Source organism: Paenibacillus sp. FSL R5-0914 (genome assembly GCF_038004525.1).
Taxonomy (GTDB): Bacteria; Bacillota; Bacilli; order Paenibacillales; family Paenibacillaceae; genus Paenibacillus_AQ.
Genome location: NZ_JBBORH010000002.1, coordinates 1178159 through 1203048 on the forward strand (window position 1 = coordinate 1178159; position 24890 = coordinate 1203048).

The window sequence follows — 24890 nt, forward strand, 5'->3', positions numbered from 1 at the left end:
GGGTGGACTTCAGAGATGAGCAATGAAAATGTGAAACTGAAACCATCCGAGCTGACGGCTTGGTGGGATAAAGTGAAGATTAAAGTTGATCATATGATCGAAGCGGGCTGGACAGAAGCGCCACATGTTTCGGCGGCGGGCAAATATGACCAGATCAAAGTGGATCAGTGGATTTCAGGCTTCTGGCCGGGCATTCTGTGGATTCTGTACGATATGACCGGCGAGCAACGTTATCGGGAGGAGGCGGAGCCTTGGGACGAACGCATGGAGCAATGTTACTTGCGGGACAACCATTTCCACCACGATGTTGGCTTTCAGTTCCTGCCGACATCGGTTATCCGCTACAAGCTGACCGGCGACCCGGACGCTCGGCGGCGCGGCCTGTTCGCCGCCAACTATCTGGCGGGCAGGTACAACCCGGCAGGACAGTTCATTCGAGCCTGGCCCCGCAACCAGACGGGTTGGTCGATCATCGATTCGATGATGAATTTGCCGCTTCTGTTCTGGGCGAGTGAAGAAAGCGATGATCCGCGCTTCAAGCATATTGCGGTCGCCCATGCAGATATGGTGCTTCGCTCATTCATCCGAGGCGACGGCTCGGTGCATCATATCGTTATCTTCGATCCGGAGACGGGCGAAGTGGAGCGTTATGACGGCGGACAGGGCTTCGCGCCGCAATCGTCCTGGTCGCGGGGCCAAGCTTGGGCACTCTACGGGATGAGTTGCGCTTACCGCTATACGGGAGAAGCGCGTTACTTGAATGCGGCGAAAGGGGTGGCGCATTATTTCATCAGCGCGTTGGCGGAAGACGATGTACCGCATTGGGATTTCCGTGCGGCGACCGACTTGACGGACGAGCCGCGCGACACCTCGGCGGCGAGCTGCGCAGCATCTGGCTTGATCGATATCGCGTCGCAGGTAGCTCCTGAGGAAGCCGCTTTATATCAGCGCGCGGCCACGCGCATTCTTCGCTCGCTGTCGAACAACTACAGTGCGCTCGACAAGCCGGAGTATGAAGGCATCCTGCTCGGCGCAACCGGTCATAAGCCAGTCAATACCAACATCAACGTATCGCTGATTTACGGCGATTACTATTATATTGAAGCTTTGGCGAAGAGCAAAGGCTGGAGCCAGCATGTTTTTTAAGCGGGATCAAAGGCTGTAGTCACGAAGCCGGGAGGACAGGAAGCTCCTCCCGGCTTTCGTATTCTTGAGAGGAGGTGCCTGACGGAACGAAGGGAATGATTCAATAACCATCATTTCATAATAGAAAGGATGAAAATGAATTATGGGAACCAAATGTATGACGTTCATTATTTTGATCTGTATGCTGGTTGTGTTAATACCAGGAACGGCAAGTGCGGCTGATACGAAGTTCACAATTGGCAGCTCCGACGTGACGGCGAGCGGAGATGACGGCAACGTTCCAGCCAACACGGTGGACGGCGATTTCTTAACACGTTGGTCGGCGAATGGCGACATGCAATGGATCCAGTACGATTTGGGCGTAAATCGCAAAGTGTCTTTCATCAAAATTGCATTTCTGAATGGGTCAAGCCGCACTTCTACTTTTGATATTTTGACGTCAATGGACGGTTCCACCTTTACGACCGTCAGCAGCGGAGTTGTGAGCAGCCTTGTGGAAGGTCTGCAAACGTTCGATTTTCCGGATGTCGATTCTACCCGCTATGTGAGGATCGTTGGGCACGGCAATTCCTCCAACCTGTGGAACAGCTATTCTGAAGTTGAACTCTACGGCACCGCGAGCGGATCTCCGCCAGCCGCAAGCAAGTTGGCGATTACCGTGCCACAACTTATGGCCAGCGGAGATGACGGCAATATCGTCGCGTATACAATCGACGGCGATCTTAACACGCGCTGGTCAGCGAGTGGCGAAGGGGAGTGGGTCCAATACGACCTTGGATCGAGCAAGCGGGTGGAATACGTGAAGATTGCCTTCACCAACGGGGTGGAGCGAACTTTTGCTTTTGATATCCAGACTTCGTATGATGGCTATAACTTCAGTACAGTGCTTTCGGGAGCGGTCAGCAGTCTGAGCAACAGCTTGCAGACGTTTGATTTTGCCGATGTTGCCCCCGTCCGCTACGTTCGTATTGTTGGCCACGGCAACTCGGTGAACGCCTGGAACAGCTTTGCCGAGGTCGAAATTTATGGTAGCGATTCAAGCGGCAGCGGTAGCGAAGGGACGGTCGTCGAAGTTAGCACTTCCACGCAGTTGGCTGCCGAGGTTGCAACCGCTACGGCGGGTAAAACGATTGTGTTGGCAAACGGCACGTATTCGCGTACAAGCCCGTTTGCTGTTCAGAACAAAAACGGCACTGCCAACGCACCAATCGTCATTAAAGCGAAAAACCGCGGTCAGGCTATCATCTCGGGAGCATCAGGCTTCCGCGTCGAGAACTCCTCGCATGTGGTGCTGGACGGATTAAAGTTTACGAACACAAGCAATGGCGCAGTGGTGTTGGAAGGCTCGCACCATGTGCGACTGACCCGTAATACGTTTGCGCTTCCAAGCTCGGGGAGCGGCCTGATGTGGCTGCAAGTGCGGGGCACGAACAGCCATCATAACCGCATCGACCGGAACGACTTCGGACTGAAGAGCGACACCGAACCGCTGATCGCTTACGAAGGACAGGATGGCTCAGGTCAAATTTCGCAATACGATATTATCGAATACAACTATTTCCATGATGTAGGCCCATGGGTAGCTAACGGCAAAGAGACAATTCGTCTCGGCTTGTCGGGTCTTACGCTCTCCCACGGCTATAATACGATACAATACAATGTATTTCAGAATTGCGATGGAGAACCGGAAATCATATCGGTCAAGAGCAGCAGCAATTCCGTGCGCTTCAATACATTCCGCACTTCCAAGGGCAGTCTGACGCTGCGGCATGGCCATAACAACAGCGTATATGGTAACTACTTCCTCGGGGACGGCTTGGAGTCGGATCAGGAAGGCATCCGGATGTTCGGCAATGACCATAAGATTTATAACAACTACTTTGAGAATTTGACTGGCGAAGCAATCTACTTGCCTAACGGAGACTTTGACGGCGGTACTGGAGGCTCCCCTCCAAGTCCGACGGTCGAACAATTGCGCAAACAATGGAAAGTTTACCGGGCGCTTATCGTCAACAATACGATTGTAAACAGCAAAACCGGTATCGTCATCGGCTCGGGCAAAGCGTATGCTCCGCAGGATTCCGTCGTGGCGAACAATATCGTATACAACAGCACCGGCACGCTTTATTACGAGGCGGCGACAACGAATACGCTGTTCCAAGGTAACATCGGGTTTGGCAGCACTATTAGCAACATATCGCGCAGCTCGGAGCAGATCCGAAATATCAATCCGCTGCTGACTGCGGTGAACGGCATTCAGAAACTGTCCGCGAGCAGCCCGGCAATTGCTGCAGCTGTGGGGACATACACGTTCGTGCTGGAGGATATGGACGGTCAAATGCGGGCGACAGCAGATGTGGGGGCGGACGAATATTCCGGCGCGCCTCTACTGAATCGCCCGCTAGCGGCCGACAATGTGGGGCTGAATACGCCTTAGGATCGATATATGTGCAAGCATGCCGGCGGTTGGTTCGCCGGCATGACTATGTCGATCCATTGATGTATGGAGCAGTCCTGTTATTCACTTCATTTGGAAGGATGGGAGACCATGTTTCACAGCAATTATGGAGCAGCGAGAAAAAACGAGGTGACTGCACATGCATACTAGCACAATGTTGCCGGCTCCGCGTGGCGGCGGCTTCCGTATGGAAGGTTATTGGGTATGGTGCGGTTCCGTCGTGCAGGGCGAGGACGGCAAATTCCATATGTTTGCCTCGCGCTGGCCGAAGACACTGCCGATGCATCCCGGCTGGATGACGGCTTCAGAGATTGTCAGGGCAGACTCGGATACCCCCGAGGGACCGTACCGATTCTGCGAGGTGGCGCTTCCGGCGAGGGGAGCGGAATATTGGGACGGACGCTGCACGCACAACCCCCATATCGTCAAGCACAACAACAAATATTTGCTTTATTATACGGGTTCGACCCATCCTCTAAGCGATCCAGAGCCGCCCGGGAATTTCGGGTTAACCGATCCTCAATGCATCGTGGCGCGGGCGAACAAACGGGTAGGTCTGGCTATAGCGGACAGCGTTTTGGGCCCGTGGCGCAGAGCGGATGAACCGATATTGCCAACACGTCCCGGCCGATTCGATAGCTTTCTAACCTCCAATCCGGCTCCGTGTGTCAGGGAGGACGGTTCCGTGCTGCTGATCTACAAGGCACGTCACTACGAAGGCAACCTGCATGGCGGCATGACGATTGGCGTTGCGTATGCGGATCACTACGAGGGGCTGTACCGGGTGCTGAGTGACGAGCCGGTGTTTCCTCCAGAGTCGTTCCATATCGAAGACCCTTTTATCTGGCAAACAAACGAAGGATACAATTTGATCGCCAAAGATATGGAAGGGCATCTATGCGGAGAAAAATACGGCGGCATCTACGCCAAGTCGCCGGACGGACTGAAATGGAGCTTGCATGGGCAGCCGCAAGGCTATTCCCGGACGGTGCGTTGGGATGACGGCACGGTGCAGACGCTGGGCAATCTAGAGCGGCCGTTCCTGTTGTTCCAGAACGGCAAGCCGACTCATTTGTTCGCGGCCGTCTCGGACGGCAGTGATGGTTTTAAGGACGCTTCCGATACGTGGAACATGGTTATACCTTTGAAGCAATGATTCACTGGGGCTGTGGCAGATTATGAACCGGCACGTGGACAAGGGCAATACAGTTATCGTTATCGAGTATAACCTTGACGTCATCAGTCAGGCGGATTGGATTATCGACATGGGGCCTGATGGCGGCAGTAGGGGTGGCCAAATTATATTTGAGGCGAACCTATACATTTCATTTAAGCGAAACATTCTTTCACAGGGAAATATTTAAAATAATCATGGCTTTTCTGATTGAATCAGACTGTTCAAGCACTAAACACTTCCCTTAAAGTTAAACAGGTTATTTAATTAGGCAACTTGTTGGGCCTGAGTTCGGTACTGAACTCAGGCCTTTTAGTTTTGCTTTAATTCGCTTGTTGTTGTAATAATCGATGTAATTTAATAGCTCTTGTTTAAAATGTGCGATACTTTCGAATTCCTTTAAATATAGAAATTCAGATTTAATGATACCAAAGAAGTTCTCGATGACGGCATTGTCGTAGCAGTTACCTTTACGGGACATACTTTGCTTGATGCCGCGTTCTTCGAGAGCATGACGATACTGTTTCATCTGATAGTGCCAGCCTTGGTCAGAATGAATAAGAGATTTATCTTCATCTGATAATCTATCACGATAACTTAGACTATATTTTAAATAACATCTTACGGTTAATAGGATGATCTCTGCTTCAAAACGCTTCCATTTAGACAAATCTAAGTCTGTTTCCAAAATAATTGCCCCATCCCTTAACTTCAGTTCAATCATCATTAATTTGAGCTATGCACCACAACCCCGCTGCATCGTGCTTGTGATCTAGAGGCGTCCTGCATGCCTGTTGTTCAATACAGAAAATCAGGAAAATAGAACATACTTCTTGAAATTTTGAACAAAACAATTGACCTTAGGTCAGACCTAGGGTTTATTGTTTAGGTATTCCAAGCCGCATCCCTTAGGAGTGACGCTAACCGGATACTTCACAGGCATTTTGGGTTCTTCGTTCTGAACCATTGAAGTCTATGCTTATAGAGGTGCTTTATTTTGGTGTATTAGTTTTATCGGAGTAGGATCTCACTCAGTTCACAATGGGAAAAGCTGCTGCTATCTATTGAGCGATGTCATGTCATAAAGCGAAATGTATTAAGGGAGAGGATGCGGCATGAGTCAAGCGAAAGAGCGGATAACTGCCTTTGATTTTGCAAGAGCATTGGCGATCTTCGGCATGGTAATGGTGAACTATAAGCTAGCGATGCAGGCAGAGAGTGGCGGACCTGCATGGTTGCAAGCGATAGCGGGCCTTTTTGAGGGGAGAGCATCCGCCTTGTTTGTCGTGTTGGCTGGTATTGGGGTGGCATTAATGACCTCGAAAGCCCGTAACTCAATGAGCTGGGAACTCATTCCTCAAATCCGGAACAGCTTGTACAAGAGAGCTGCTTTTCTGTTTATATCTGGCGTGCTTTTATTGCTAATAGGCTGGAGTGCCGATATTTTGCATTATTATGCGGTATTTATGCTTGTAGCTGCAGTCTTGATCACAGTATCCGATAATATAATACTAGTTTTGTTTTCGATAATCCTGATAGCATCGCAGTTGTTTTTAGTCGTATTCGATTACAGCAAGGGATGGGACTCGAGTTTTAAGGAATACATGGGCTTTTGGACGATAGAAGGGTTTACTCGCAATCTGTTATTTAACGGATTTCATCCCATTTTTCCTTGGCTGAGCTTCTTCCTCATCGGCATGTGGATTGGCAGGAAGCGTTGGCTGAATAAGGAAAACCGTTCGAAATTACTAGTATATTCGTTGACAGGAACGGTTGTTTTTAAATCGATTTCTTTCTTCTTGGTTAAATGGACCTCCCCAGTACTGAGTAAAGAAGCAGCAACTTATCTTTTTGGAACAAAACCGATGCCGCCCACAATGCTGTATGTTTTCTCTGGCATTTGTTCAGCTGTCGCCATCATTGCGATCTGTCTTTATGTGGTCGATAAATTTGAAAATTCCCTTCTGACACAGGCGATGATCCATACAGGACAGTTATCGTTAACCCATTATATCGGGCACGTAGTGATCGGAATTGGTTTTCTTATGACAGTGGGTTATTTGGAAAACGGAAGTCTTTCTTTTGCAATGGCATACGGAACCGTTTATTTCATTATCTCCATTATCTTTTCGAGTCTGTGGAGAAAGTGGATGAAAAGAGGTCCGATTGAGCTGATCATGAGAAAATGGTGCTGAGTGGTGTAAGAGGCTTGAAAAGTAACATGTGACAACTTATTATTCAATGAACGTTGAGGGAAGATGCCGTCCATTGTTATCGTTTTAGCTACGCTCCCTTGGACGGTCCAACAGGAGGCTTTTTTAGCAAAGAAGGTACAATGGCCATAGTAGTAAAATGAAGTTGGCGAGGGGGGAAGAAGTATGTCTTTATTCTCACAAACGATAACTGACTTTTGGCGGACGCAATTTTTGAACGGAGACATCCTCTATACCGATGAAGTCGCTACTGTTGCCATCAACACGAACCTGGATAAAGACAGTCTGGTTATGGCGGTCCTGATGCATGCGATGGCCGATAATGTAGGCCTTTATCAACGACAAGACCTGTCTGAGAAGATTATTCGCCGAAAATTGAATGAAGCGGGAGTCACTCTGCATAGCGGAGATTATCTTTTTTATTTTTCAGAAGCCGATGAAAACGTCTTGCTGCAAGAAAACCTGAAAGGAAACTTTCACTGGTTAACCGAGCAAGATGAGGCGGCTTTCTCCGAGTTCGAATCCTGGCATATATGGAAGCTGAATTATTCCAAATTGTCATTGCGTACCTTTTCCCGTTCCTTTAAATATAGCAGCTCAAATCGATCATCATTTCGTTTATAGAGTTCCGTGTCAGTGAGGCTAAAAGCATTACGTTGGGAGCTTCCATTGGTGATTGGTTTATCTCTCAATGGGGGATACATCCGCTCATATGGAGTGGAATCATATTCGCTTTGCTTGCTTTCATGTTGATTATGATAAAAATTAAAGCTTTTAGTTCAAGAGCCACATAAGACCCTTTTTTGAAGCCCAACAGGCGCTACTATAACGGAGCCTGTTGGGCTAGATGTATTGTCAAGCCAAGTGCGGGAGCGGACCTCCTTGGAACGCTGTTTTATCGATTTACCCACTCATCCATGGGCCGTTTTCTATTCTCTCAACAGTCGTGTTAGTGGAATACACTTGTGCAGAGTATCTGTTTTAAAAAACTATAAGTGATTCCTTTTTAAGGTTAATGTAAGGTTCCTTTAAAACTCGTGTAAAGTAAGAGCTTTATACTAGTCTTTGTACATACTCGAGAATCTACGATCATGATTAGGAACTTATCATTAGGAGGAGCAACATGAATAAACTTAAACATTGGAATACTAAACTACCGAAGTGCATGATTGCCGGCAGTCTTGTTGTCGCATTAAGTACAGGCCCTGTTTTCGGGACGGGGATAGCGATGGCGGCGAAACCAACGATTCAGAACGATTCGTTGCTAGAAGCGGATGCGGCTGTTCATCAGCTTGCGCGCTATCAAGTAGACGCAAGGCTTGATGAGAAGAAGATGACAATTCACGGTACAGAAACTGTGACCTATCGAAACAACACGAAGGATACACTGGACAATATTGTATTTCACACCTTTGCAGATGCAAACCGTTCAAAGGAAACACAGTCGGGTATGTTCGAAAATTCAAATGAACGAATGGCAAAGGAAAATCCGGATAAAAAATCTGAAGATTTCCTGGGCGGCATTGACATCAACAATGTGAAGTCGTTAGGTCAACCCTTGAAGTTCGATAATACGAATCAGGCACTTAAGGTTGCATTGGGACAAGCATTGCAGCCCGGGCAATCTATCACACTGGAACTTGAATTTGACGTAAAAATTCCTTATGGCTCACAGCGGTTGTCCCATTACAAGAATATCATCAATGGCGCTCATTGGTTCCCTGTGCTTTCGGTCTATAACCCTGCAGATCATACGTGGGACAAAACTCCTTACAGCACTACATTTGAATCCGATTATTATGATTCTGCGGATTATCAGGTAACCATGAATGTACCCGCCGATTACCAGGTTTCCATGCCTGGAACACTGACCGTACAGGATGCCGAAGCAGGCCGCAAGATGGTAACGGCCACTGCGAATAATACGAGAGAATTTGTCTTCTTCACGAGTCCAGATTTTAAAGTAGAAAGTGTTACACGAGATGGTCTGACCATACAATACTATTACTTTGATAATCAGAAAGACAAAAAACAGATTATCGATCAATATATTGATCAAGCGTTTAAAGTCATTAACTTCTTCAGCGAAAAATATGGTAAATATCCTTATCCGGAGTTCAGAATTGTTGAATCGTACGTTGAAGGGATCGCTGTTGAATATTCGCGAATGATTCAGATGGGTATGATCGAGGGTCAGCCAGATATTTCAAACCATTCAGCATTTGTCCATGAAATTGCGCATCAATGGTTCCACGCATTAATTGGAAATAATTCCGAGAAGGAATCATTTCTAGATGAAGGATTTGCCGATTTCTCTATGGTATATTTCTATGAGAAACAAGGAAATCCGTTAAATGGATTCAAGGTGATTCAATTCGATGAAGTATCGTTAGATAGTCCGCTTGATGCGACCAATGATAAGGTTGGCGATTCTCCCGACGCCATTTTTTATAAAAAAGGCCGTCAAGCCATCTATGAGTTGTATCGTACGCTTGGCGAAGAGAAGTTTGATGAGTTGATGCAGACATATTTTGACCAGTATGTATACAAAAATGCGACGATCGAAGGACTGCTTCAGGTTGTTGAGAACAAAGCGGGCAAAAAGATCAGAGATGATTGGGAAGCGGATTTACGCCAGCCCAATTATTCTTTGAAGTCTGAATATCGTCTAACAGCGGACGAGGAAGCCGCTTATATGTACGAGCAATTTAAATCAATATACCATTCGGTGTTTGTACAGTTTCCAGAGGTTCCGTCTGAAACGATGAGCCGAATTATCGATAAAACGTTGCAGGGCGAGCCGCTAACGATTATCTTGAGCGACCGTTTGACATCGGACAAAGCAACAAAACAACAGGATCAATTGCTCAACCAGTTTCAAGGCTTCTTCCAAATAGCAGGAATAAAGCCAACGATTATAACGGAACGTCAAGTATTAAAAAACAAGCTTAAGAAGGAGCTAGGGGACAGTAATATCATTGTCATAGGCAAACCGGATGCGAATGGGTTTGTACAAGCCTTGAAGTCCGGCATCATCAAGCGTGCTGATACAGTCGGTTTTAAATGGCAGGAAATCATGAATAAGTCTAATCAATCCGGAGCCTACATTATCAAACATCCGTATAACCAGAATCGTCTCATGTTGCATTATTTTTGGACAGGGGACCAATTGAGTGATCAGACGGAAGATCCATTTATGGCTAAAGCATTGGAATCATTGAATTTTTCAAACCATTTTTATCAATATTATGTTCTGAATAACACAGGTAAGAGCAGCAGCGAACAAAAGATCGAAAATCCGTATGCGAAACTTTTTGCAGAATAATAAATCACAGGCCAGTCTTAGTCCCGAGGGAGCTCCATAGTCGTATTTTTTTTTGTTAACATAATAAGGATTCTCAGAAAAATTTAAAACCGCACAACAGGTGAAAATCTGAAAAACAAACGTTTGTACTGTTTTTGGGAATTAACTTTCAAGGATCATTTCGTGTGTTCCATGGCAGCCAAAACGTAGCGAACTTGGATAACTTCAAGAACACCGGTTAATTTGGGCTTGCTCAAAGTTAACCGGTGTTCTTTTTTATTTTTACGAGCTTTAAAATTGGAGAAAATTCTGTGACTTTTAATTGACACTAAACATAGAGGAATATGTTGAGCAAGAGAATGGAGAAGAGGAGGCTATGTTTTCATGGACAAGCGAGGACAAGATGAGAATATAACCATTAACCTGCATTTGACTGGTTTATCAATTGATAATAACGATTTAAAAATTCAGATGTAATTACTTTAAATATAGAGAAAAAAAGAGAATGTGCCGAACGATTCTTACTTAGCCATTATCCTGAAGCCTTAATAGATTGATAATAGCTCGGCATATATCCAAGATATATCTTAGGTCAAACCTAAAGGTCAAGATATCGATCGGCAAAACTTTATTTTTAGAATGAAACACAATGCAGGTTGACAAGATCAGACCACAATTGTACTATTTAAGTGTGACTACAGATGTAGTCATAACTTGATTTTGGAGGGTTTAGGCATGACAAAAATACCACCCATCACGGATGCGGAGCTCGAGGTGATGCGCGTATTGTGGGCCAGTCCGAATTGTCCTTCCAGCCAGGTCGTCAAGCAATTGGCGGAACAAGTGGGGTGGAGCCCGAATACGACAAGGACGCTCCTGAACCGTTTAGTGCAGAAAGAAGCGGCGGGAACAACACAGGAAGAGGGATCCAAACGGAACTTTTTGTTCTATCCACTCATCAGCGAACAAGAATATTTGAAGTCGGAGACTAAATCGTTCATGAAGAAACTGTATGGCGGCGCCTTGAAACCCATGCTCGCTAATTTTTTGCAGGATAAGAAGCTGAACGAGAAAGAAATTGATGACTTGAAAGCTTTGTTTGACGAGAGTCGCAACAACGATGATCGATAAGAAAATTGATAAAGGTAGAACCATTTAGCCTAACGTCGAACCGCCGCGTAAATCGCGGTTTTTTTATTAGTATAATTCCACAAAATTACTCAGCATACAATTGAGACGATGCAACAACCCCTAATTAAAAACCAATTTATGTAAAGACCGGCATCGCCGATTTAATCTTCCATGATCTAGGACTGCTTCCAACGCCAGATACGCCGGAACCGGAACCTTGGGGTGGAAAAAAACAGCAATAAAGAATCCATCGTACGATCAAACTGCTCTCCGGAGGAGTTTTTTTTATTTCATGGATACTCGAAAAGGGTCCGATAAAATAGTGTTGACAAAATATAACTACAACTGTAGTATTGAATTATAACTACACGTGTAGTTTTAAAAACAGGATCACAGAAAGGAGTTTTTCACATGAAAGCAGCATCAAAATTAGCCATCGCAACCCTCAGCAGTGTTCTACTATTGGGTTCATCGATGAACCTTGAGGTAGACGCGGCTTCTTCCAAGTCAGCCCAGAAGTCGACGGCTAAAAAAGCAGCCGTCCAAGCTCCAACGGCAGCGGAAAAAAAGGTGGTTGACGCAGAAATTAAGAGAGTGAAGGATTTGACCGCCAAGACTGGAGATACCTATGTCATGTATTATAAGTACAAGGCACTCAACAGCGGACTTGATCTTAACTACTGGGGGCTGACGAAGGAATACATTTCCTTTGATGAATATCTCCAGAAAGCATCAACCTTAAAAGGCGTTGTCTTGCAAAAGCCCTCCAACCTGCCAGAAGGTTACACTTTCTCCAAAGCGAGAATCGGAGGACCCTTGGGAGGCAAGTTCATCGATGATTTAAGAGCCGAAGGGAAGAAGAGCGGCAAACCGGTCTTCACGAAAAAAATGGACTGGAAAGAAGCCGACGATATTCGCCTGGAATACACGAACGGGGAAGATACGCTTGCGATTACGAAGTTTGTGGTGGATGCGAAGGAAGGGAAGAAGAAAGGTTATTTTGACGATAACCTTCCGGCTAACATTTTCCCAAAATACATTTATTGGCAAGATGGCGGCAAATTTGGATACAGCCTTTCAACGTCATCCGATATCACCCGAGAACAGAAGATTGAAATTCTAAAAGCAGCGGTCAAGAAGTGATAGGTTGCCTTGAGAATGCGCAGCAGTTCACCCATCCTATGCATTCTGCACAAGTTAGATTTGGAGGTTGTATATATGAACCGAATACCATCCATAACGGATGCAGAGCTCGAAATTTTGCGGGTATTGTGGCTAAATCCAGATTGCTATTCTAGTGAAGTTGTTCAACAAATGACGGATCGAATGGGCTGGAGCCCGAATACGACCCGAACGCTTCTTAGCCGACTGGTACAGAAGGAAGCGGCGGGCGTGAAGCTGGAGCAGAGTTCGCGGCGTATGCAATTATTTTATCCTCGGTTCAGCGAGCAAGAATATCAGCGTTCCGAGACTACTTCCTTCATGGAGAAGATGTATGGTGGTTCACTTATGCCGATGTTGGCTAATTTCCTCCAAGATGAGAAGCTGAATACGCAGGAAATTGAGGATTTGAAGAGGTTATTTGACAATAGCGGCAGAATTGGGGAACTAGAAAAGAGAGAATCTAAATGAGTTCAAGCTTACACGAAACTGTTGTGTCATTCTTCGGCTGGGTGATCCAGGGATCGTTCATGGCAGGCATTCTGGTCATGCTGATCTTGATTCTGCAATTCTTATTCCAAAACAAACTGGAAGCCAGATGGAAATATTTGCTCTGGATACCAGTGGCGATCCGCTTGCTGCTTCCTTGGGCACCAGAGTCTTCTCTTAGCCTTTATAATGTATTGTCTCTGGAATCCTTCATGCCTGGCATTCACCAGCAAATGCAAGATCCATCGATAAGTGCAAGCGAGACAGGAGAACAAGTAAAGGGTTCTGTGGCGGAGAAATATGGAATTGTCGTTAGGATAACGGAATTAACCGCACCCACGGATACATCGGGAAGCAAGCCGGAGAACCATTTCTGGTGGAATGAAATTACAGCCATGGGCTTTGTTCCAGTCTTGGTACTGATCTGGCTTACGGGTGTACTGCTTCTCGTCGCGAAAACCATATACGATCAGCTGCGATTGCAACATGCCCTGCGCGCTGGTAGCCGTATAGAAACGCCTTTGTTATTGGCCTTGTTCCATGATACACGGCAGCAGCTCGGCGTGAAGCGCAAAGTTGAATTTGTTTCCAGCGAGCGTATTCCCGGTCCGGCCGTCGTTGGGTTTTGTAAGCCGACAGTCGTCATCTCTCCAAGTCTACTGATGTCGCTGCATGAAGGACAGCTTCAGTATATCTTGGCGCATGAATTCGCCCATGTCCGTCGCAGGGATGTAGCCGTGAATTGGATCATGCACTTGATTCTGATTCTCCATTGGTTCAACCCACTTGTATGGCTTGCAGTGAACAGAGCGCGACAAGATCAAGAGATGGCCTGTGATGCCTTCGTGCTGGATCGAATGAGACCACAGCAAAATAATGCGTATGGGCAGACGATCATCCAAGTGTTGGAACATTTCTCGGGAGATCATCGCCTGCCGGGACTTGCCGGCCTCTCTGCGACACATAAACAAATGAAAAGGAGACTTATCATGATCAAACAATTTAATAAAAAATCATATCGCATTTCTATCTTAGGGATGACAATCATTCTCGCGCTTGGCAGCGTGACGCTGGTCAATGCCAAGGAAAAAGATGATGGGAACGCAACGATAGCTGTTTCGGTACAATCAGAAGTTGGGGATCGTCAAATAGATATCACCTATCCTGAGGAATTCAATGGGTCTAAGGTAGACCGTGCGTTGTATAAGCAAGAAATGGAAAAAATGAATAAACTAGCGGCGGATGCAGCTAAGGCACTTCCTGCGGAGGATAAAAAATATATCGACGATGAAATCAATCGAGTGAAGAAATTGGTTAAAGAGACGGGTGACACGTATGTCATCTATCATAAATATAAAGCGTTGAACAGCGGACTTAATCTTAGCTATTGGGGGCTGACGAAGGAATATACTTCCTTTGATGAATATTCTCAGAAAGCAGCAACCTTAAAAGGCGCTGTCTTGCAAGAGCCTTCCAACCTGCCAGAAGGCTATACTTTCTCCAAAGCGAGAATCGAAGGACCCTTGGGAGGCAAGTTCATCGATGATTTGAGAGCTGAAGGGAAGAAGAGCGGCAAACCGGTCTTCACGAAAAAAATGGACTGGGAAGAAGCCGACGATATTCGCCTGGAATACACGAACGGGAAAGATACGCTTGCGATTACGAAGTATACTGTGGACGCCGATGGAAGCAAGAATAATGGATTTTTTGACGATGATTTACCAGCAAATGTTTTCCCAAAATACGTTTTTTGGCAAGATGGCGGTAAATTTGGATATAGCATTTCAACCTCATCGGATCTATCACGACAAGAGAAGATCGAAATTCTGAAAGCTGCAGTTAAAAAATAACATCTCAAGGCAGGCGCCCATATCACCCTATAACTAGGGTCGATATGGGTTTTTTATGTTGGAACAATTGATATAAGTGAATGATTATCTTAGTAAATTGCTTATCATATAAAAAGTGAGGTGAGTGATGGGCAGTGGACGGCAACACTGCGGTTTGCTTCGATGGATGAAGTTACGAACTATTACTGTCCAATGACACAAAAGTGCCTACATTGTGGTTTATTGACTTAAAGTTACCTACATAGTCGCGCTATGATGATTTATGCACTAAGAAATGTCCTGTATGAAAAGTCTAAGATAAATAAAAGGAACAGGGAAGGGATCCGCTCGGAGGTAAGTCACCACAGACCAGTCGGAAGGAGTAAAGAAGAAAGCTAAGAGATCACATCGTTAACTGTGATTAGAAAATCTATTCTTTACTGATCGTTCTCAATATGTTACATTTACTATTAGGGAGGGAATCGAATGGCAAGAAGCAAAGAATTCGAAGAGAACGAAGTATTAGATAAGGCAATGAAGCTTTTTTGGGAACAGGGTTACGAGAAGACATCTTTGACAGATCTTGTAGAGCATATGGGAGTTCATCGAAGAAGTTTATATGACACATTTGGCGACAAGCATACGCTGTTTTTGAAAGCCATGGACCGTTTTCGCGATAAGGTGAATGCTGAGCTTACGAGGGAAGTTAAACGTTCCAAGACTGCAACTGAGGCACTTCAGCTTATCTTTAGTTTCATAATAAATGGTGAAGAAGATTCGCCCTCAGGCTGTTTGATGGTGAATTCAGCGGTGGAATTAGCAATGCGCGATGCCAATGTGGATTTGAAGTCCACTGAATCGTTCACATTATCAGAGAAGCTGCTCAAAGATATTATTCTGTGGGGGCAGCAGGATGAAGAATTTAGCTTGGATTACAATGCCGACGATCTAGCGGAACATCTGCATTCTGTTTGTGTGGGGTTAAGGGTAATGACAAGGACCTCCGTACCTAAAGAAAAATTACATCGAATAGCCGATTTATCAATTAAACTTTTACATAAGTAATTATTATTTAAATATAATTGCTTATGCATATTCTAGAATGATTGTTCTCATAACTGAGTATTGTCTCGTTTATAGATCTCTTTAAACGATCCTTCTTGTATATTTTTTAGAATGATCGTTCTCAAAATATGTTTCTTTCCTTGCTTTAGTTTTCTTTCATGAATGATCTATTCTTGTGTACATTTTAGAATGATCATTCCCATATAGTAGTTAATAGATGAATAAAAGGAGTAAATAAAATGATAATTTCTGAACAAGTGGCATTTGTAACTGGAGCAAACCGAGGTTTTGGCCGCCATCTCACCCTTGAACTTCTATCCAGAGGGGCTAAGGTTTATGCAGGTGCAAGAAATCCGGAAACCATTGATATTCCAGGCGTTATACCTGTAAAGCTTGATATTACCAACACTCAAGAAGTTGAAGCAGCTGCTATCCTGGCTAAGGACGTTACGCTTTTAATCAACAATGCAGGATCATCTACTGGCGCTTCTTTGCTGGAAGGTGATGTGGACAAAATACAGTTGGAGTTTGATACGCACTTCTTCGGTACGCTATACATGGTTCGTGCTTTTGCACCGATCATTGAGAAAAACGGGGGAGGATCGGTTTTAAATATTCTTTCCGCATTATCTTGGTTTAGTTCCGGAACTGCGGGTGCTTATACAGCCGCGAAGGCTGCAGCATGGGCATTGACGAACGATTTACGTATAAACTTGTATCCACATAATGTGAGAGTAGCAGGATTACATGTTGGCTTTATGGAGACAGACATGACATCCAGCTTAGAAGTTCCCAAAGTAAGCCCTGCAGATATCGCAAAAATAGCTATTGATGGCATAGAATCTGGCAGTTTTGAAATTATTGCTGATGATAACAGCCGAATGATACAAGGTGGACTTGCAGGTGGCGTTCCTGCACTGTACCCTCATCTTTCTTAATAACAATTTCATTTCTAACTTAATTTATAGAGGAGACTACAAAATGAACAAATTGTGGAGTAATACGAAAATTGGAAATATGGAATTACCTCATCGATTAGCAATGGCACCTATGACACGTAGTAGAGCACAAAAGGACGGCACACCGGGAGAACTAAGCTCCCTTTATTATGCTCAGAGAGCATCAATGGGATTAATTATTAGTGAAGGTACACAACCTTCTGATGATGGACAAGGTTATTTAAATTCACCTGGCATCTATACTGAAAAGCAAATAGAAGGTTGGAAAAAGGTTACCGATGCATTACATGAAGCAGGGGGCTTTATGTATATACAATTAATGCATGTGGGCCGTATATCGCACCCCGACAATACTCCGCATCATCGACAAGCAGTTGCACCTTCAGCGATCGCACCTGGTGTAGAAATGTTTACTGATAAAGGAATGCAGGAAATACCCGTTCCACGAGAGCTAAGCGAAGAAGATATTCAAAATACTATTGCAGACTTTCGAAAAGCAGCTGCAGCAGCTATTAAAGCAGGTGCTGATGGGGTTGAAATTCATGGAGCCAACGGTTATCTAATTAATCAATTTATTGGTGAGAATTCTAATAAACGAATCGATAAATACGGTGGATCTGTGGAGAATCGTGCTCGTTTTGCAATCGAAGTAACAAAAGCAGTAGTTGAAGAAATTGGAGCAGAAAGAACCGGTTTCCGGATTTCACCAGGAACACCTCTTGGTGGGATTGATGAAGGCGCACAAGGACCAGAGGTTTATCGCCATCTTGTAAAAGAATTAGCTAAGTATAATTTAGCATACCTCCATGTTATGCATTTAGGGAATGAAATACTGCTCCGTGAAATTCGTTCAATTTGGTCAAATCCATTATTGGTCAATCGAGCAGGGCGGGCACTTGAAGATATCAGTGTAGATATTGATAGTGGTACTGCTGATGTGGTGCCAGTCGGTATCTGGTCTTTAGCTAATCCGGATTTTGTGGAACGTCTAAAAAAAGGAACACCTTTAAATGAAGTTGATCCTAAAACATTATACGCTGGTAACGGAAGCTTAGGTTATACAGACTACCCTATAATGGAAGAATTAAAAGCTCAACAGCAATAAGAATAAGTGAAACCACAAATGGCGTACAACTGAAAATTGTACGCCATAAGATTTGCAAATGGAAAGGAAGCTGGCACAACATGAGAGCTGCTCAAATACAGAAATACTCAAAAGAAATTCATTTGGAAATAAACAATGTTAAAATACCGAAAATCGATAATCGTGAGGTACTCGTTAAAGTAGAAGCTGCAGGTGTAAATCCTTTAGATATTCTTATTATAAATGGCAGTATCCGAATGATTGCTGATTATGATTTCCCATTAACATTAGGCAATGAACTTTCTGGTGTTATAGAAGCATGTGGTAAAGATGTTGTTGATTTTCAGGTTGGTAACCGAGTTTATACGAGGTTGCCGGTGAATAAAATAGGAGCTTTCGCTGAATATGTGGCGGTCAAAGATGAAGCTATATTTAAAATGCCTAAAAATCTATCCTTTATTGAAGCAGCTGCGGTCCCACTTACTGCTTTAACAGCTTATCAAGCATTGAAAGAAGTGCTCAACGCTCAGCCTAATGCAAAACTATTTATTCCTGGCGGAACTGGCGGATTCGGTGCTATGGCAATCCCTATTGCTAAAGCAATGGGGTTATACGTTATTACAAGTGGCAGTGAAAGAGGTCGATCACGTGTACTGTCGATTGGAGCAGATGAATTTATAAATTATAAGGAGGAAAACTATGCTGAGGTTCTATCCAATATAGATTATGTTATAGACACCTTGGGTACAAACGAAATAAAAAGGGAACTTGATATTTTAAAACCTCAAGGAAAATTAGTATCATTGAAGGCTTTACCAAATTATCGCTTTGCCGTTGAAAATAATCTTCCAATGTGGAAAAAAATGTTGTTTGCTTTAATAGGTGCACGTTTAGACCGTTTAGCAGCAAGAGATAAAAAAGAATATCACTTTTTATTTGTGCAAGCCAATGGAAGACAGCTACAAGAGATTACTAGCCTTATTGAAAATGACAATATTAAACCTTCAATTGATTCTACTTACAAATTTGATGATATTAATAAGGCGCTACAACAAGTTTCTACTGGTCACTCACAAGGCAAAGTTATTATAACTTTCTAAGGGAGAGAGCGAATCTAGCCGACTGTCTGTGACCGAGAAGAAGACTACTTCGTTTCACTCTGCATACGGTTTGATGAACGGCTGAGACGTGCTTGGTAGTTTGCTCAGCAGCTACCTCGTCCATTTCAAGAGATGGCGGATTCGAATGGGGGAGAACAAAACAAGGTTACCCAGCGAATTGGATCCCAATCAGCCACAACCTTTACTAGACGAGAGTACGGCTCGGACCCTAAAATCTAGCGTGTAACGGTTCGTAAAAAATTCCATCGAGGGATTGACTCGTACTTGTATCTCGAAGATAAATTGACTGAATTAGAACAACATTAAAGAACCGCTACATAAGAGAATATCCATTAAGAAATGCGTGATATGTTAGATAGGGTTTTTCCTGGCAAAATCATGATTTCTAAATACCGAAGGCTATTACCTAATGGAGATAGTCTTATTGAAGAAAATTTTTTTTTGATGATAGATTTTTTGTTATCATTATAGGGAGGGTGACATTTATATTTATGTAGGTAACTTTTTGTCATTGTACAACATCCTAGATGTAAACAGGGCTTATTCCAACTCATAGACATATGTACAAAATACGGGTTTTGTGAGGAAGTAGTATATAAATTAATGGAGCAAGCCAATTTAAACCATACTAATGCCAATTAGCTGTCCATAATTGATATCTATACAATATTCCAAATTGTTCATACTAGCTTCCCTTTCATGAACAATTGAATCTCTTTTTAGATATTGATTTGTCTCTAACGAGTATTAAACTTTAAAGTGTATCAGAATCTCGGATTAAACTTTGTGTAGTTATATTTATATGTTTATTGTTGATTGTTCTTTACGTACCTCTTAAATAAAAAAGCTAATTATTACCATTAATTAACTTATATCAGTATCTTCATACCGTTCAGTCTTATAGCTTCAATTTTAAAACATTTCTTTAGCTATCCTTAATTGTCTTTCCCGTTCTTTAGTGGCAGCCTCAGCCACCGAGGAATTATTGGATATGTTTACCGTTTTAACAGCATAGTCACTGCTTACCATAGCGTGTCCTCTCATATGTCCAGTTGCAATGGCTTGTGCAAAAGAACGAGCAGCATACTTACTTGCTTCGGTTGTGGACTCTTTCGCTAATTCATTGACTATGAATCCAACTTTTCTTAAGTCAAAGGCTCTGATACCACCAGCTATACGTTTTTCTAGCGTTTCTATCCCTAAATCAATTCGCGGGTCATTTATAAGATGTTGATCCAGATGATCCAGGTGTTCAACAGCAACGCTCAAAGCCCATTTGGCCAGGAACTTCTGCGGTAATTTTTCAAGTGTCTCTTCAAGTTGATTTCTTAATTCAATATTGTCTACAATCTTTATCTTAGGACTACTGTAAGTAAATTCGTTAGTTGATTTTATTTGCTGCTCATGTTTATTCCAAGCATATTCCCCAATGTTCAAACGATCTCTCCCCCATTACAGCACGGCACTCTTTAGTTGTTTCAGATCTTCTTTCATAAAAAGCGTGTACCACACTGAAAAAATGTAAATTAGCCAGATTCTACGCGAATAATCACCTTTATTACTCCGATGCTGGATAAACATTTCTTCGATGATATTCATATTGAATATTTCTTCAATACCACTATAGCGTATTTGCTCAAACATTATATCTGAAATCGGGGTCTTAAGCCAATCACGAATCGGTACGGGAAATCCTAATTTCGGGCGATTCACAATAGCATCAGGAACAATTCCTTCCATAGCTTTACGCAAAGCGAGTTTTGTTGTATTTTTGCCAATCCGATTGGAGACTGGAATTTTACTAGCCGTTTCGAAAACCTCTTTATCTAGAAACGGGACTCTTAATTCCAATGAATGTGCCATAGACAGCTTATCTGCTTTTGACAAAATATCGCCAGGCAACCAAAAATTCATATCAATAAACTGCATTCTTGTCGTAGGATCTAGGTGTACTGTCTTATCATAAAAAGGCTTAACGATATCCGTCGGATGTAAAAAGCTATTTTGAGCGTGTACCGACTCATGGAGCAAGTTCATCTTTCCGCTTTTGTTAAAGATATTAGCATTACCGAAAAAGCGTTCCTCTAAAGGTGTCAGCCCCCGAAGTAAATAGTTTTTTCCATAAAAATGATATGGATATATAGACAATGATTTTCGTAACGAATCCTTTATGAAATTGGGCATCCATGAAATGGGTCTTAGTGCATCTGGCTCTCTATAGATCCGGTATCCTCCGAATAATTCATCAGCGCCTTCCCCCGATAGGACAACCGTGACATGATCTTTTGCAAGCTGATTGAGATGATAAAGAGCGATGGCGGAAGGATCCGCGACAGGCTCATCTAGATGCCATACTGTTTTCGGGATACTATCAAAAAAGTCTTCTGTAGATAAAATGTGAAAATAATGATCCGTTCCCAGTTTAGCTGCCGTTTGATTTGCAATGATGGTTTCATTGTTTACCCCTTCAAATCCAATCGAAAAGGTCTTTGTTGATTCTTCTGCTTTCATCATTGCAGCTATTGCTGTGGAGTCAATTCCACTGGACAAAAAACACCCTCTATTCACATCACTTTGTAAATGAAGGTTTACAGACTCTTTCAATTTCCACTGAATTTCTTCCGCATAGTCTGCTAAAGATCGTTTTACCGGATGAAAATGGGGTTCCCAATATTTCTCGATCTTCATTTCACCTTTAGCGTTAACAAATACTCGCTCTGCAGGTCCTAATTTATGAATATGTTCAAACATCGTATCGGGTTGCGGCACATACTGAAAAGTTAAGTAGCTAAATAAACTTTGATACTGAAGCTTTCTTGGTACTCCGTGAACTGCAAGAATGCTTTTAATTTCCGAAGCAAATAAAAGGTTATTCTCATCTTTGTAATAATAAAAAGGCTTGATGCCAAAATGATCTCTGGCAGCAAAAAGCGTCTGTTCCTTAACATCCCAAATCGCAAAACTAAACATTCCTCGTAAATGATGGACACAGTCCTTACCGAATTCCTCATATAAATGCACAATGACTTCTGTATCTGATTGCGTTTGAAAGTGATGTCCCTTTAACTTAAGCTGATCTCGTAGTGTTTTATAATTATAGATTTCACCATTAAAAACAATCCAAAGGGAACGATCTTCATTCGTCATCGGTTGATTTCCATCACGTAAATCTATAACGGATAACCTACGAAAACCGAGCCCAATTTGAGAATCGAGCCATACGCCTTCATGATTAGGACCTCGGTGATTCATTGCACCTGTCATTTGTTTTAAGGTTTCCTCTTGCGGGGGTTGTCCATTACATTTTAAGATTCCTGCTATTCCGCACATGCTATTGTAGTCCTTCCTATAGTAAAGATTAGGATATAGAGTGCCCACAATTGCGTTGATCAATCATCTTTTTTTAGAATCACGCAGGTGAATCGTACTTTAATCCATAATAAAACGCCGAATAATTCACTATATGAATCGTTCGACGTGTTTGGATAAGGCTATATAAAGTTACTGTTCGCCAATAAGCTGCTTAACGATCTTCGCCCCCTGTTTGCGTAAGGCATCGTAATCGTATACTTCTTTAATTTCACCTAACTGGCTTTCAATAGTAGTTAGATCATTCATTTTATAATAGTTACTCAAAATCTCGTACGGTGTCATTCCTGGTTTCTTCCCAGGTACATCTTCTATCGCTTCTTTCCATGGTAAGTTTGCCTTATCCATCGTTAGCTCCAAAGCAGCCCCAGTTTCATAACGGATACTTCTTTCTAAGAAAGAAGGCGACTCCGCTTGTCCGTTAGCAATAAAATCATACGCTTGCATAAATGTCACATGGTAAGGCTCCTGCTTAGTGGCCAGCACCATTAAATTACCGCCAGTTAACTTACTATAACGATATTCCAAATACCTTGCAGAACCTTCGATAGCCTCTGTCTTCGTCTCGCCATTTAATTGCGGCCATTTATAGTATCTGTAATTTCGTACAACTGTCCAATCATGTAAATACTGTTGAACTAGTTCAGGATTGCTTTCAGCCATTGCTTGATCCAACAGTTTGAATTCGATACCCATCAATACGTAATTTTCTTCATTTATAGGATAGTTTTCGATATGCTCAGCACCATTGGCATCATACGTCCAGTCTTTTTGTTTGAAGATATGAAACCCTTCGTGCAATAAAAAAGATGAAAAATCAAAATACAGCGCGGGATCGCTGAACATTTTGGGATAATACTTAAAATACATTGTTTCCGTACCTTTCAGATTTAGCGTTCCAAAATTAGCTGGAAACCATGCTGAGAGGGTTGTCGGTGAAAAACGACTAATCCGATATACCTTCGGTAAGCCCATCGACTCAGGCAGACTGATTTCTTGAGCAAAAATCCCTTTCTTCATAGGCACATTCACAGCAAACCCTTCTCTACGAAACAGACCGCTGTCCTTAGACGTTCGTATCAGTAACAAGGGTTTGGATTCAAATCGATAATCCTCATTCCAGAGCTGATCACTGGATTGCTCAAAATGGTTATACAACTCGGATAACTCTGTCAGCATCCGCCGATCGGTTTCAGACAAGGATTCAAACGTAGTACGGTAGGTCTTATTTAATAAAATCGATACCGTGCATATTCCAACTATTGCTGCCAATATCGTTAATAGAATGTTTCTTTTTCTATTTTTTTTGCTCATGATTTACCTCGCTGTTTATCTCTTGTTATATGAGTAGTATGATATAAGCTAAAAAAAACGTCAAATGATTCACTATATGAATCGTTCGACGTTTTCTTATTCACTCTTATTTTATCTCACTCATGAAGTTTCTGAAGTTCTCCACGATTTCTTTCGATCGGGTATGGTGTAAATAATGATCGCCTTCAAACATCATCATCTTCCCATGTAATGAATCTTTGATCTGTTCTTCGTGTAAAGCTGCCCAGCCCTCAACATCCGAATTATCTTTTACTAAGAAGAACATCACGGGAAGTTCTTTAGGGAACTTTAAGTTTTCTGCGGCTTTGAAGTTGCTTGAGAAATGATCTGCTTCGTTGATGATATTTGGATTCATCATGTTTTTAAGCGAAAGCATTCTATTTTGCTCTTTCGTTTTAGCATCAACATCGGGTGCAATGATTTGATCAGGCGAGAGTTTAACCAGCAATCTGTAGAAACCTGATTGTTTAAGTGATTTTAAGGCTGCTGTTGGAAGTTCATCGCCGGCTCCTTGTGCCGGAACACTGCTGTCGATCCCTACGAATGCACTAACTTCGTTTCTGTATTTGTTTACATAGTCTAGAGCATAAATTCCGGATATGGAGTGTCCCATCAGAATATAACGGTCTATATTTAATTGTTGTAAACTTTCATGTAACTCACTCACTATATTTTCAGTACTTCGTTCTTTTTCGGTGATATCACTTAATCCATAGCCAAATGGCTCAATCACAACCACTTTGTAAAATGGAGATAACTCGTCTACAAGCGGCTTAAAATCAATACCCGGCGCTGCAGTTCCATATCCTGGTAATAATACTACCGTCTCTTCACCACTTCCATGAATCGTGACGTTCATGTTTTTTCCATCTACAGGTACAAGCTGACCATAGGGTTCAATTTTTCCTTTCTCGATTTTGTTGCAGATCACATTAACAGTAAAAACAATGGCTAGAAAAAGCGCTATGGCTATGACTATAACTCCTATTGCTTTCAGTAAAAAGAAAAATGTCTTTTTCATCATGTAATTCCCGCTCCCCACATATTTATAT

The 24890-nt window shown here is 43.0% G+C and carries 18 protein-coding genes and 3 pseudogenes; 16 read left to right on the forward strand and 5 right to left on the reverse strand.

Features of this window, described 5'->3' with window-relative positions:
- Window positions 1–15: 15 nt before the first annotated feature.
- From MKX60_RS21265 to MKX60_RS21280, 4 genes and pseudogenes are all read left to right on the forward strand, one after another.
- A complete protein-coding gene (locus MKX60_RS21265) occupies window positions 16–1146 on the forward strand; it encodes a glycoside hydrolase family 88 protein (protein WP_076299866.1) in 1131 nt (376 codons plus the stop codon).
- A 157-nt stretch (window positions 1147–1303) separates the two neighbouring features.
- Window positions 1304–3583, forward strand: coding sequence for a chondroitinase-B domain-containing protein (locus tag MKX60_RS21270; RefSeq protein WP_341060900.1), 2280 nt, complete (start codon window positions 1304–1306; stop codon window positions 3581–3583).
- 208 nt (window positions 3584–3791) lie between these two features.
- A complete protein-coding gene (locus MKX60_RS21275) occupies window positions 3792–4760 on the forward strand; it encodes a glycoside hydrolase family protein (protein ID WP_341060902.1) in 969 nt (322 codons plus the stop codon).
- 10 nt (window positions 4761–4770) lie between these two features.
- Window positions 4771–4973: pseudogene (locus tag MKX60_RS21280) on the forward strand (hypothetical protein); the annotation flags it as partial.
- A 64-nt stretch (window positions 4974–5037) separates the two neighbouring features.
- Here MKX60_RS21280 and MKX60_RS21285 read toward each other — a convergent pair.
- Window positions 5038–5361 (reverse strand): annotated as a pseudogene (locus MKX60_RS21285) (IS3 family transposase); the annotation flags it as partial.
- A 532-nt stretch (window positions 5362–5893) separates the two neighbouring features.
- Between MKX60_RS21285 and MKX60_RS21290 the strand changes: the two are divergent.
- The 12 genes and pseudogenes from MKX60_RS21290 to MKX60_RS21345 all read left to right on the forward strand — a co-directional run bounded on the left by MKX60_RS21290 (window position 5894) and on the right by MKX60_RS21345 (window position 19113).
- Window positions 5894–6973: a DUF418 domain-containing protein gene (locus MKX60_RS21290; protein WP_341060904.1), complete on the forward strand. Its 1080-nt coding sequence runs from the start codon at window positions 5894–5896 to the stop codon at window positions 6971–6973.
- A 183-nt stretch (window positions 6974–7156) separates the two neighbouring features.
- Entirely contained in the window at window positions 7157–7615 is a 459-nt protein-coding gene (locus tag MKX60_RS21295; RefSeq protein WP_341060906.1) for a hypothetical protein, read from the forward strand.
- A 26-nt stretch (window positions 7616–7641) separates the two neighbouring features.
- Window positions 7642–7785: pseudogene (locus MKX60_RS21300) on the forward strand (MFS transporter); the annotation flags it as partial.
- A 329-nt stretch (window positions 7786–8114) separates the two neighbouring features.
- Window positions 8115–10316 carry a M1 family metallopeptidase gene (locus MKX60_RS21305; protein ID WP_341060907.1) on the forward strand — a complete coding sequence of 734 codons (2202 nt, stop codon included), beginning with the start codon at window positions 8115–8117 and terminating at the stop codon, window positions 10314–10316.
- A 714-nt stretch (window positions 10317–11030) separates the two neighbouring features.
- On the forward strand, window positions 11031–11426 hold the full coding sequence (locus MKX60_RS21310; RefSeq protein WP_076283655.1) for a BlaI/MecI/CopY family transcriptional regulator: 396 nt from the start codon (window positions 11031–11033) through the stop codon (window positions 11424–11426).
- Between the two features lie 411 nt (window positions 11427–11837).
- On the forward strand, window positions 11838–12569 hold the full coding sequence (locus MKX60_RS21315) for a hypothetical protein (protein ID WP_341044391.1): 732 nt from the start codon (window positions 11838–11840) through the stop codon (window positions 12567–12569).
- 75 nt (window positions 12570–12644) lie between these two features.
- Window positions 12645–13058: a BlaI/MecI/CopY family transcriptional regulator gene (locus tag MKX60_RS21320; protein WP_341060908.1), complete on the forward strand. Its 414-nt coding sequence runs from the start codon at window positions 12645–12647 to the stop codon at window positions 13056–13058.
- Window positions 13055–14926 carry a M56 family metallopeptidase gene (locus MKX60_RS21325; RefSeq protein WP_341060910.1) on the forward strand — a complete coding sequence of 624 codons (1872 nt, stop codon included), beginning with the start codon at window positions 13055–13057 and terminating at the stop codon, window positions 14924–14926. The genes MKX60_RS21320 and MKX60_RS21325 overlap by 4 nt, the downstream gene beginning before the upstream one ends.
- A 465-nt stretch (window positions 14927–15391) precedes the next feature.
- Window positions 15392–15970 carry a TetR/AcrR family transcriptional regulator gene (locus MKX60_RS21330; protein ID WP_076298628.1) on the forward strand — a complete coding sequence of 193 codons (579 nt, stop codon included), beginning with the start codon at window positions 15392–15394 and terminating at the stop codon, window positions 15968–15970.
- A 239-nt stretch (window positions 15971–16209) separates the two neighbouring features.
- Complete coding sequence (locus tag MKX60_RS21335; protein ID WP_076298629.1) at window positions 16210–16908, forward strand: SDR family oxidoreductase; 699 nt, start codon at window positions 16210–16212, stop codon at window positions 16906–16908.
- 43 nt (window positions 16909–16951) lie between these two features.
- Complete coding sequence (locus MKX60_RS21340) at window positions 16952–18034, forward strand: alkene reductase (RefSeq protein ID WP_149647789.1); 1083 nt, start codon at window positions 16952–16954, stop codon at window positions 18032–18034.
- Window positions 18035–18114: 80 nt separating this feature from the next.
- A complete protein-coding gene (locus tag MKX60_RS21345) occupies window positions 18115–19113 on the forward strand; it encodes an NADP-dependent oxidoreductase (RefSeq protein ID WP_341060911.1) in 999 nt (332 codons plus the stop codon).
- Window positions 19114–20046: 933 nt separating this feature from the next.
- Here MKX60_RS21345 and MKX60_RS21350 read toward each other — a convergent pair.
- The 4 genes from MKX60_RS21350 to MKX60_RS21365 form a co-directional block, all read right to left on the reverse strand.
- Window positions 20047–20571 carry a putative immunity protein gene (locus MKX60_RS21350; protein ID WP_149647478.1) on the reverse strand — a complete coding sequence of 175 codons (525 nt, stop codon included), beginning with the start codon at window positions 20569–20571 and terminating at the stop codon, window positions 20047–20049.
- Window positions 20572–20586: 15 nt separating this feature from the next.
- The gene (gene asnB, locus MKX60_RS21355) at window positions 20587–22464 is read right to left on the reverse strand and encodes an asparagine synthase (glutamine-hydrolyzing) (protein WP_341060912.1); all 1878 of its coding nucleotides are present in this window, start codon (window positions 22462–22464) and stop codon (window positions 20587–20589) included.
- 171 nt (window positions 22465–22635) lie between these two features.
- Window positions 22636–23817, reverse strand: a complete 1182-nt coding sequence (locus tag MKX60_RS21360; protein WP_341060914.1) for a hypothetical protein — start codon at window positions 23815–23817, stop codon at window positions 22636–22638.
- A gap of 106 nt (window positions 23818–23923) precedes the next feature.
- Window positions 23924–24862: an alpha/beta fold hydrolase gene (locus MKX60_RS21365; protein WP_341060915.1), complete on the reverse strand. Its 939-nt coding sequence runs from the start codon at window positions 24860–24862 to the stop codon at window positions 23924–23926.
- Between the last annotated feature and the right edge of the window lie 28 nt (window positions 24863–24890).

Bases quoted from the DNA above. Each gene is read 5' to 3' on its own strand.
- MKX60_RS21360 (WP_341060914.1), bottom strand. From the start codon at position 23,817: ATGAGCAAAAAAAATAGAAAAAGAAACATTCTATTAACGATATTGGCA.
- asnB (WP_341060912.1), bottom strand. From the start codon at position 22,464: ATGTGCGGAATAGCAGGAATCTTAAAATGTAATGGACAACCCCCGCAA.
- MKX60_RS21265 (WP_076299866.1), top strand. From the start codon at position 16: ATGAGCAATGAAAATGTGAAACTGAAACCATCCGAGCTGACGGCTTGG.
- MKX60_RS21335 (WP_076298629.1), top strand. From the start codon at position 16,210: ATGATAATTTCTGAACAAGTGGCATTTGTAACTGGAGCAAACCGAGGT.
- MKX60_RS21305 (WP_341060907.1), top strand. From the start codon at position 8,115: ATGAATAAACTTAAACATTGGAATACTAAACTACCGAAGTGCATGATT.
- MKX60_RS21295 (WP_341060906.1), top strand. From the start codon at position 7,157: ATGTCTTTATTCTCACAAACGATAACTGACTTTTGGCGGACGCAATTT.
- MKX60_RS21275 (WP_341060902.1), top strand. From the start codon at position 3,792: ATGGAAGGTTATTGGGTATGGTGCGGTTCCGTCGTGCAGGGCGAGGAC.
- MKX60_RS21365 (WP_341060915.1), bottom strand. From the start codon at position 24,862: ATGATGAAAAAGACATTTTTCTTTTTACTGAAAGCAATAGGAGTTATA.
- MKX60_RS21320 (WP_341060908.1), top strand. From the start codon at position 12,645: ATGAACCGAATACCATCCATAACGGATGCAGAGCTCGAAATTTTGCGG.
- MKX60_RS21310 (WP_076283655.1), top strand. From the start codon at position 11,031: ATGACAAAAATACCACCCATCACGGATGCGGAGCTCGAGGTGATGCGC.
- MKX60_RS21330 (WP_076298628.1), top strand. From the start codon at position 15,392: ATGGCAAGAAGCAAAGAATTCGAAGAGAACGAAGTATTAGATAAGGCA.
- MKX60_RS21270 (WP_341060900.1), top strand. From the start codon at position 1,304: ATGACGTTCATTATTTTGATCTGTATGCTGGTTGTGTTAATACCAGGA.
- MKX60_RS21315 (WP_341044391.1), top strand. From the start codon at position 11,838: ATGAAAGCAGCATCAAAATTAGCCATCGCAACCCTCAGCAGTGTTCTA.
- MKX60_RS21325 (WP_341060910.1), top strand. From the start codon at position 13,055: ATGAGTTCAAGCTTACACGAAACTGTTGTGTCATTCTTCGGCTGGGTG.
- MKX60_RS21345 (WP_341060911.1), top strand. From the start codon at position 18,115: ATGAGAGCTGCTCAAATACAGAAATACTCAAAAGAAATTCATTTGGAA.
- MKX60_RS21340 (WP_149647789.1), top strand. From the start codon at position 16,952: ATGAACAAATTGTGGAGTAATACGAAAATTGGAAATATGGAATTACCT.
- MKX60_RS21290 (WP_341060904.1), top strand. From the start codon at position 5,894: ATGAGTCAAGCGAAAGAGCGGATAACTGCCTTTGATTTTGCAAGAGCA.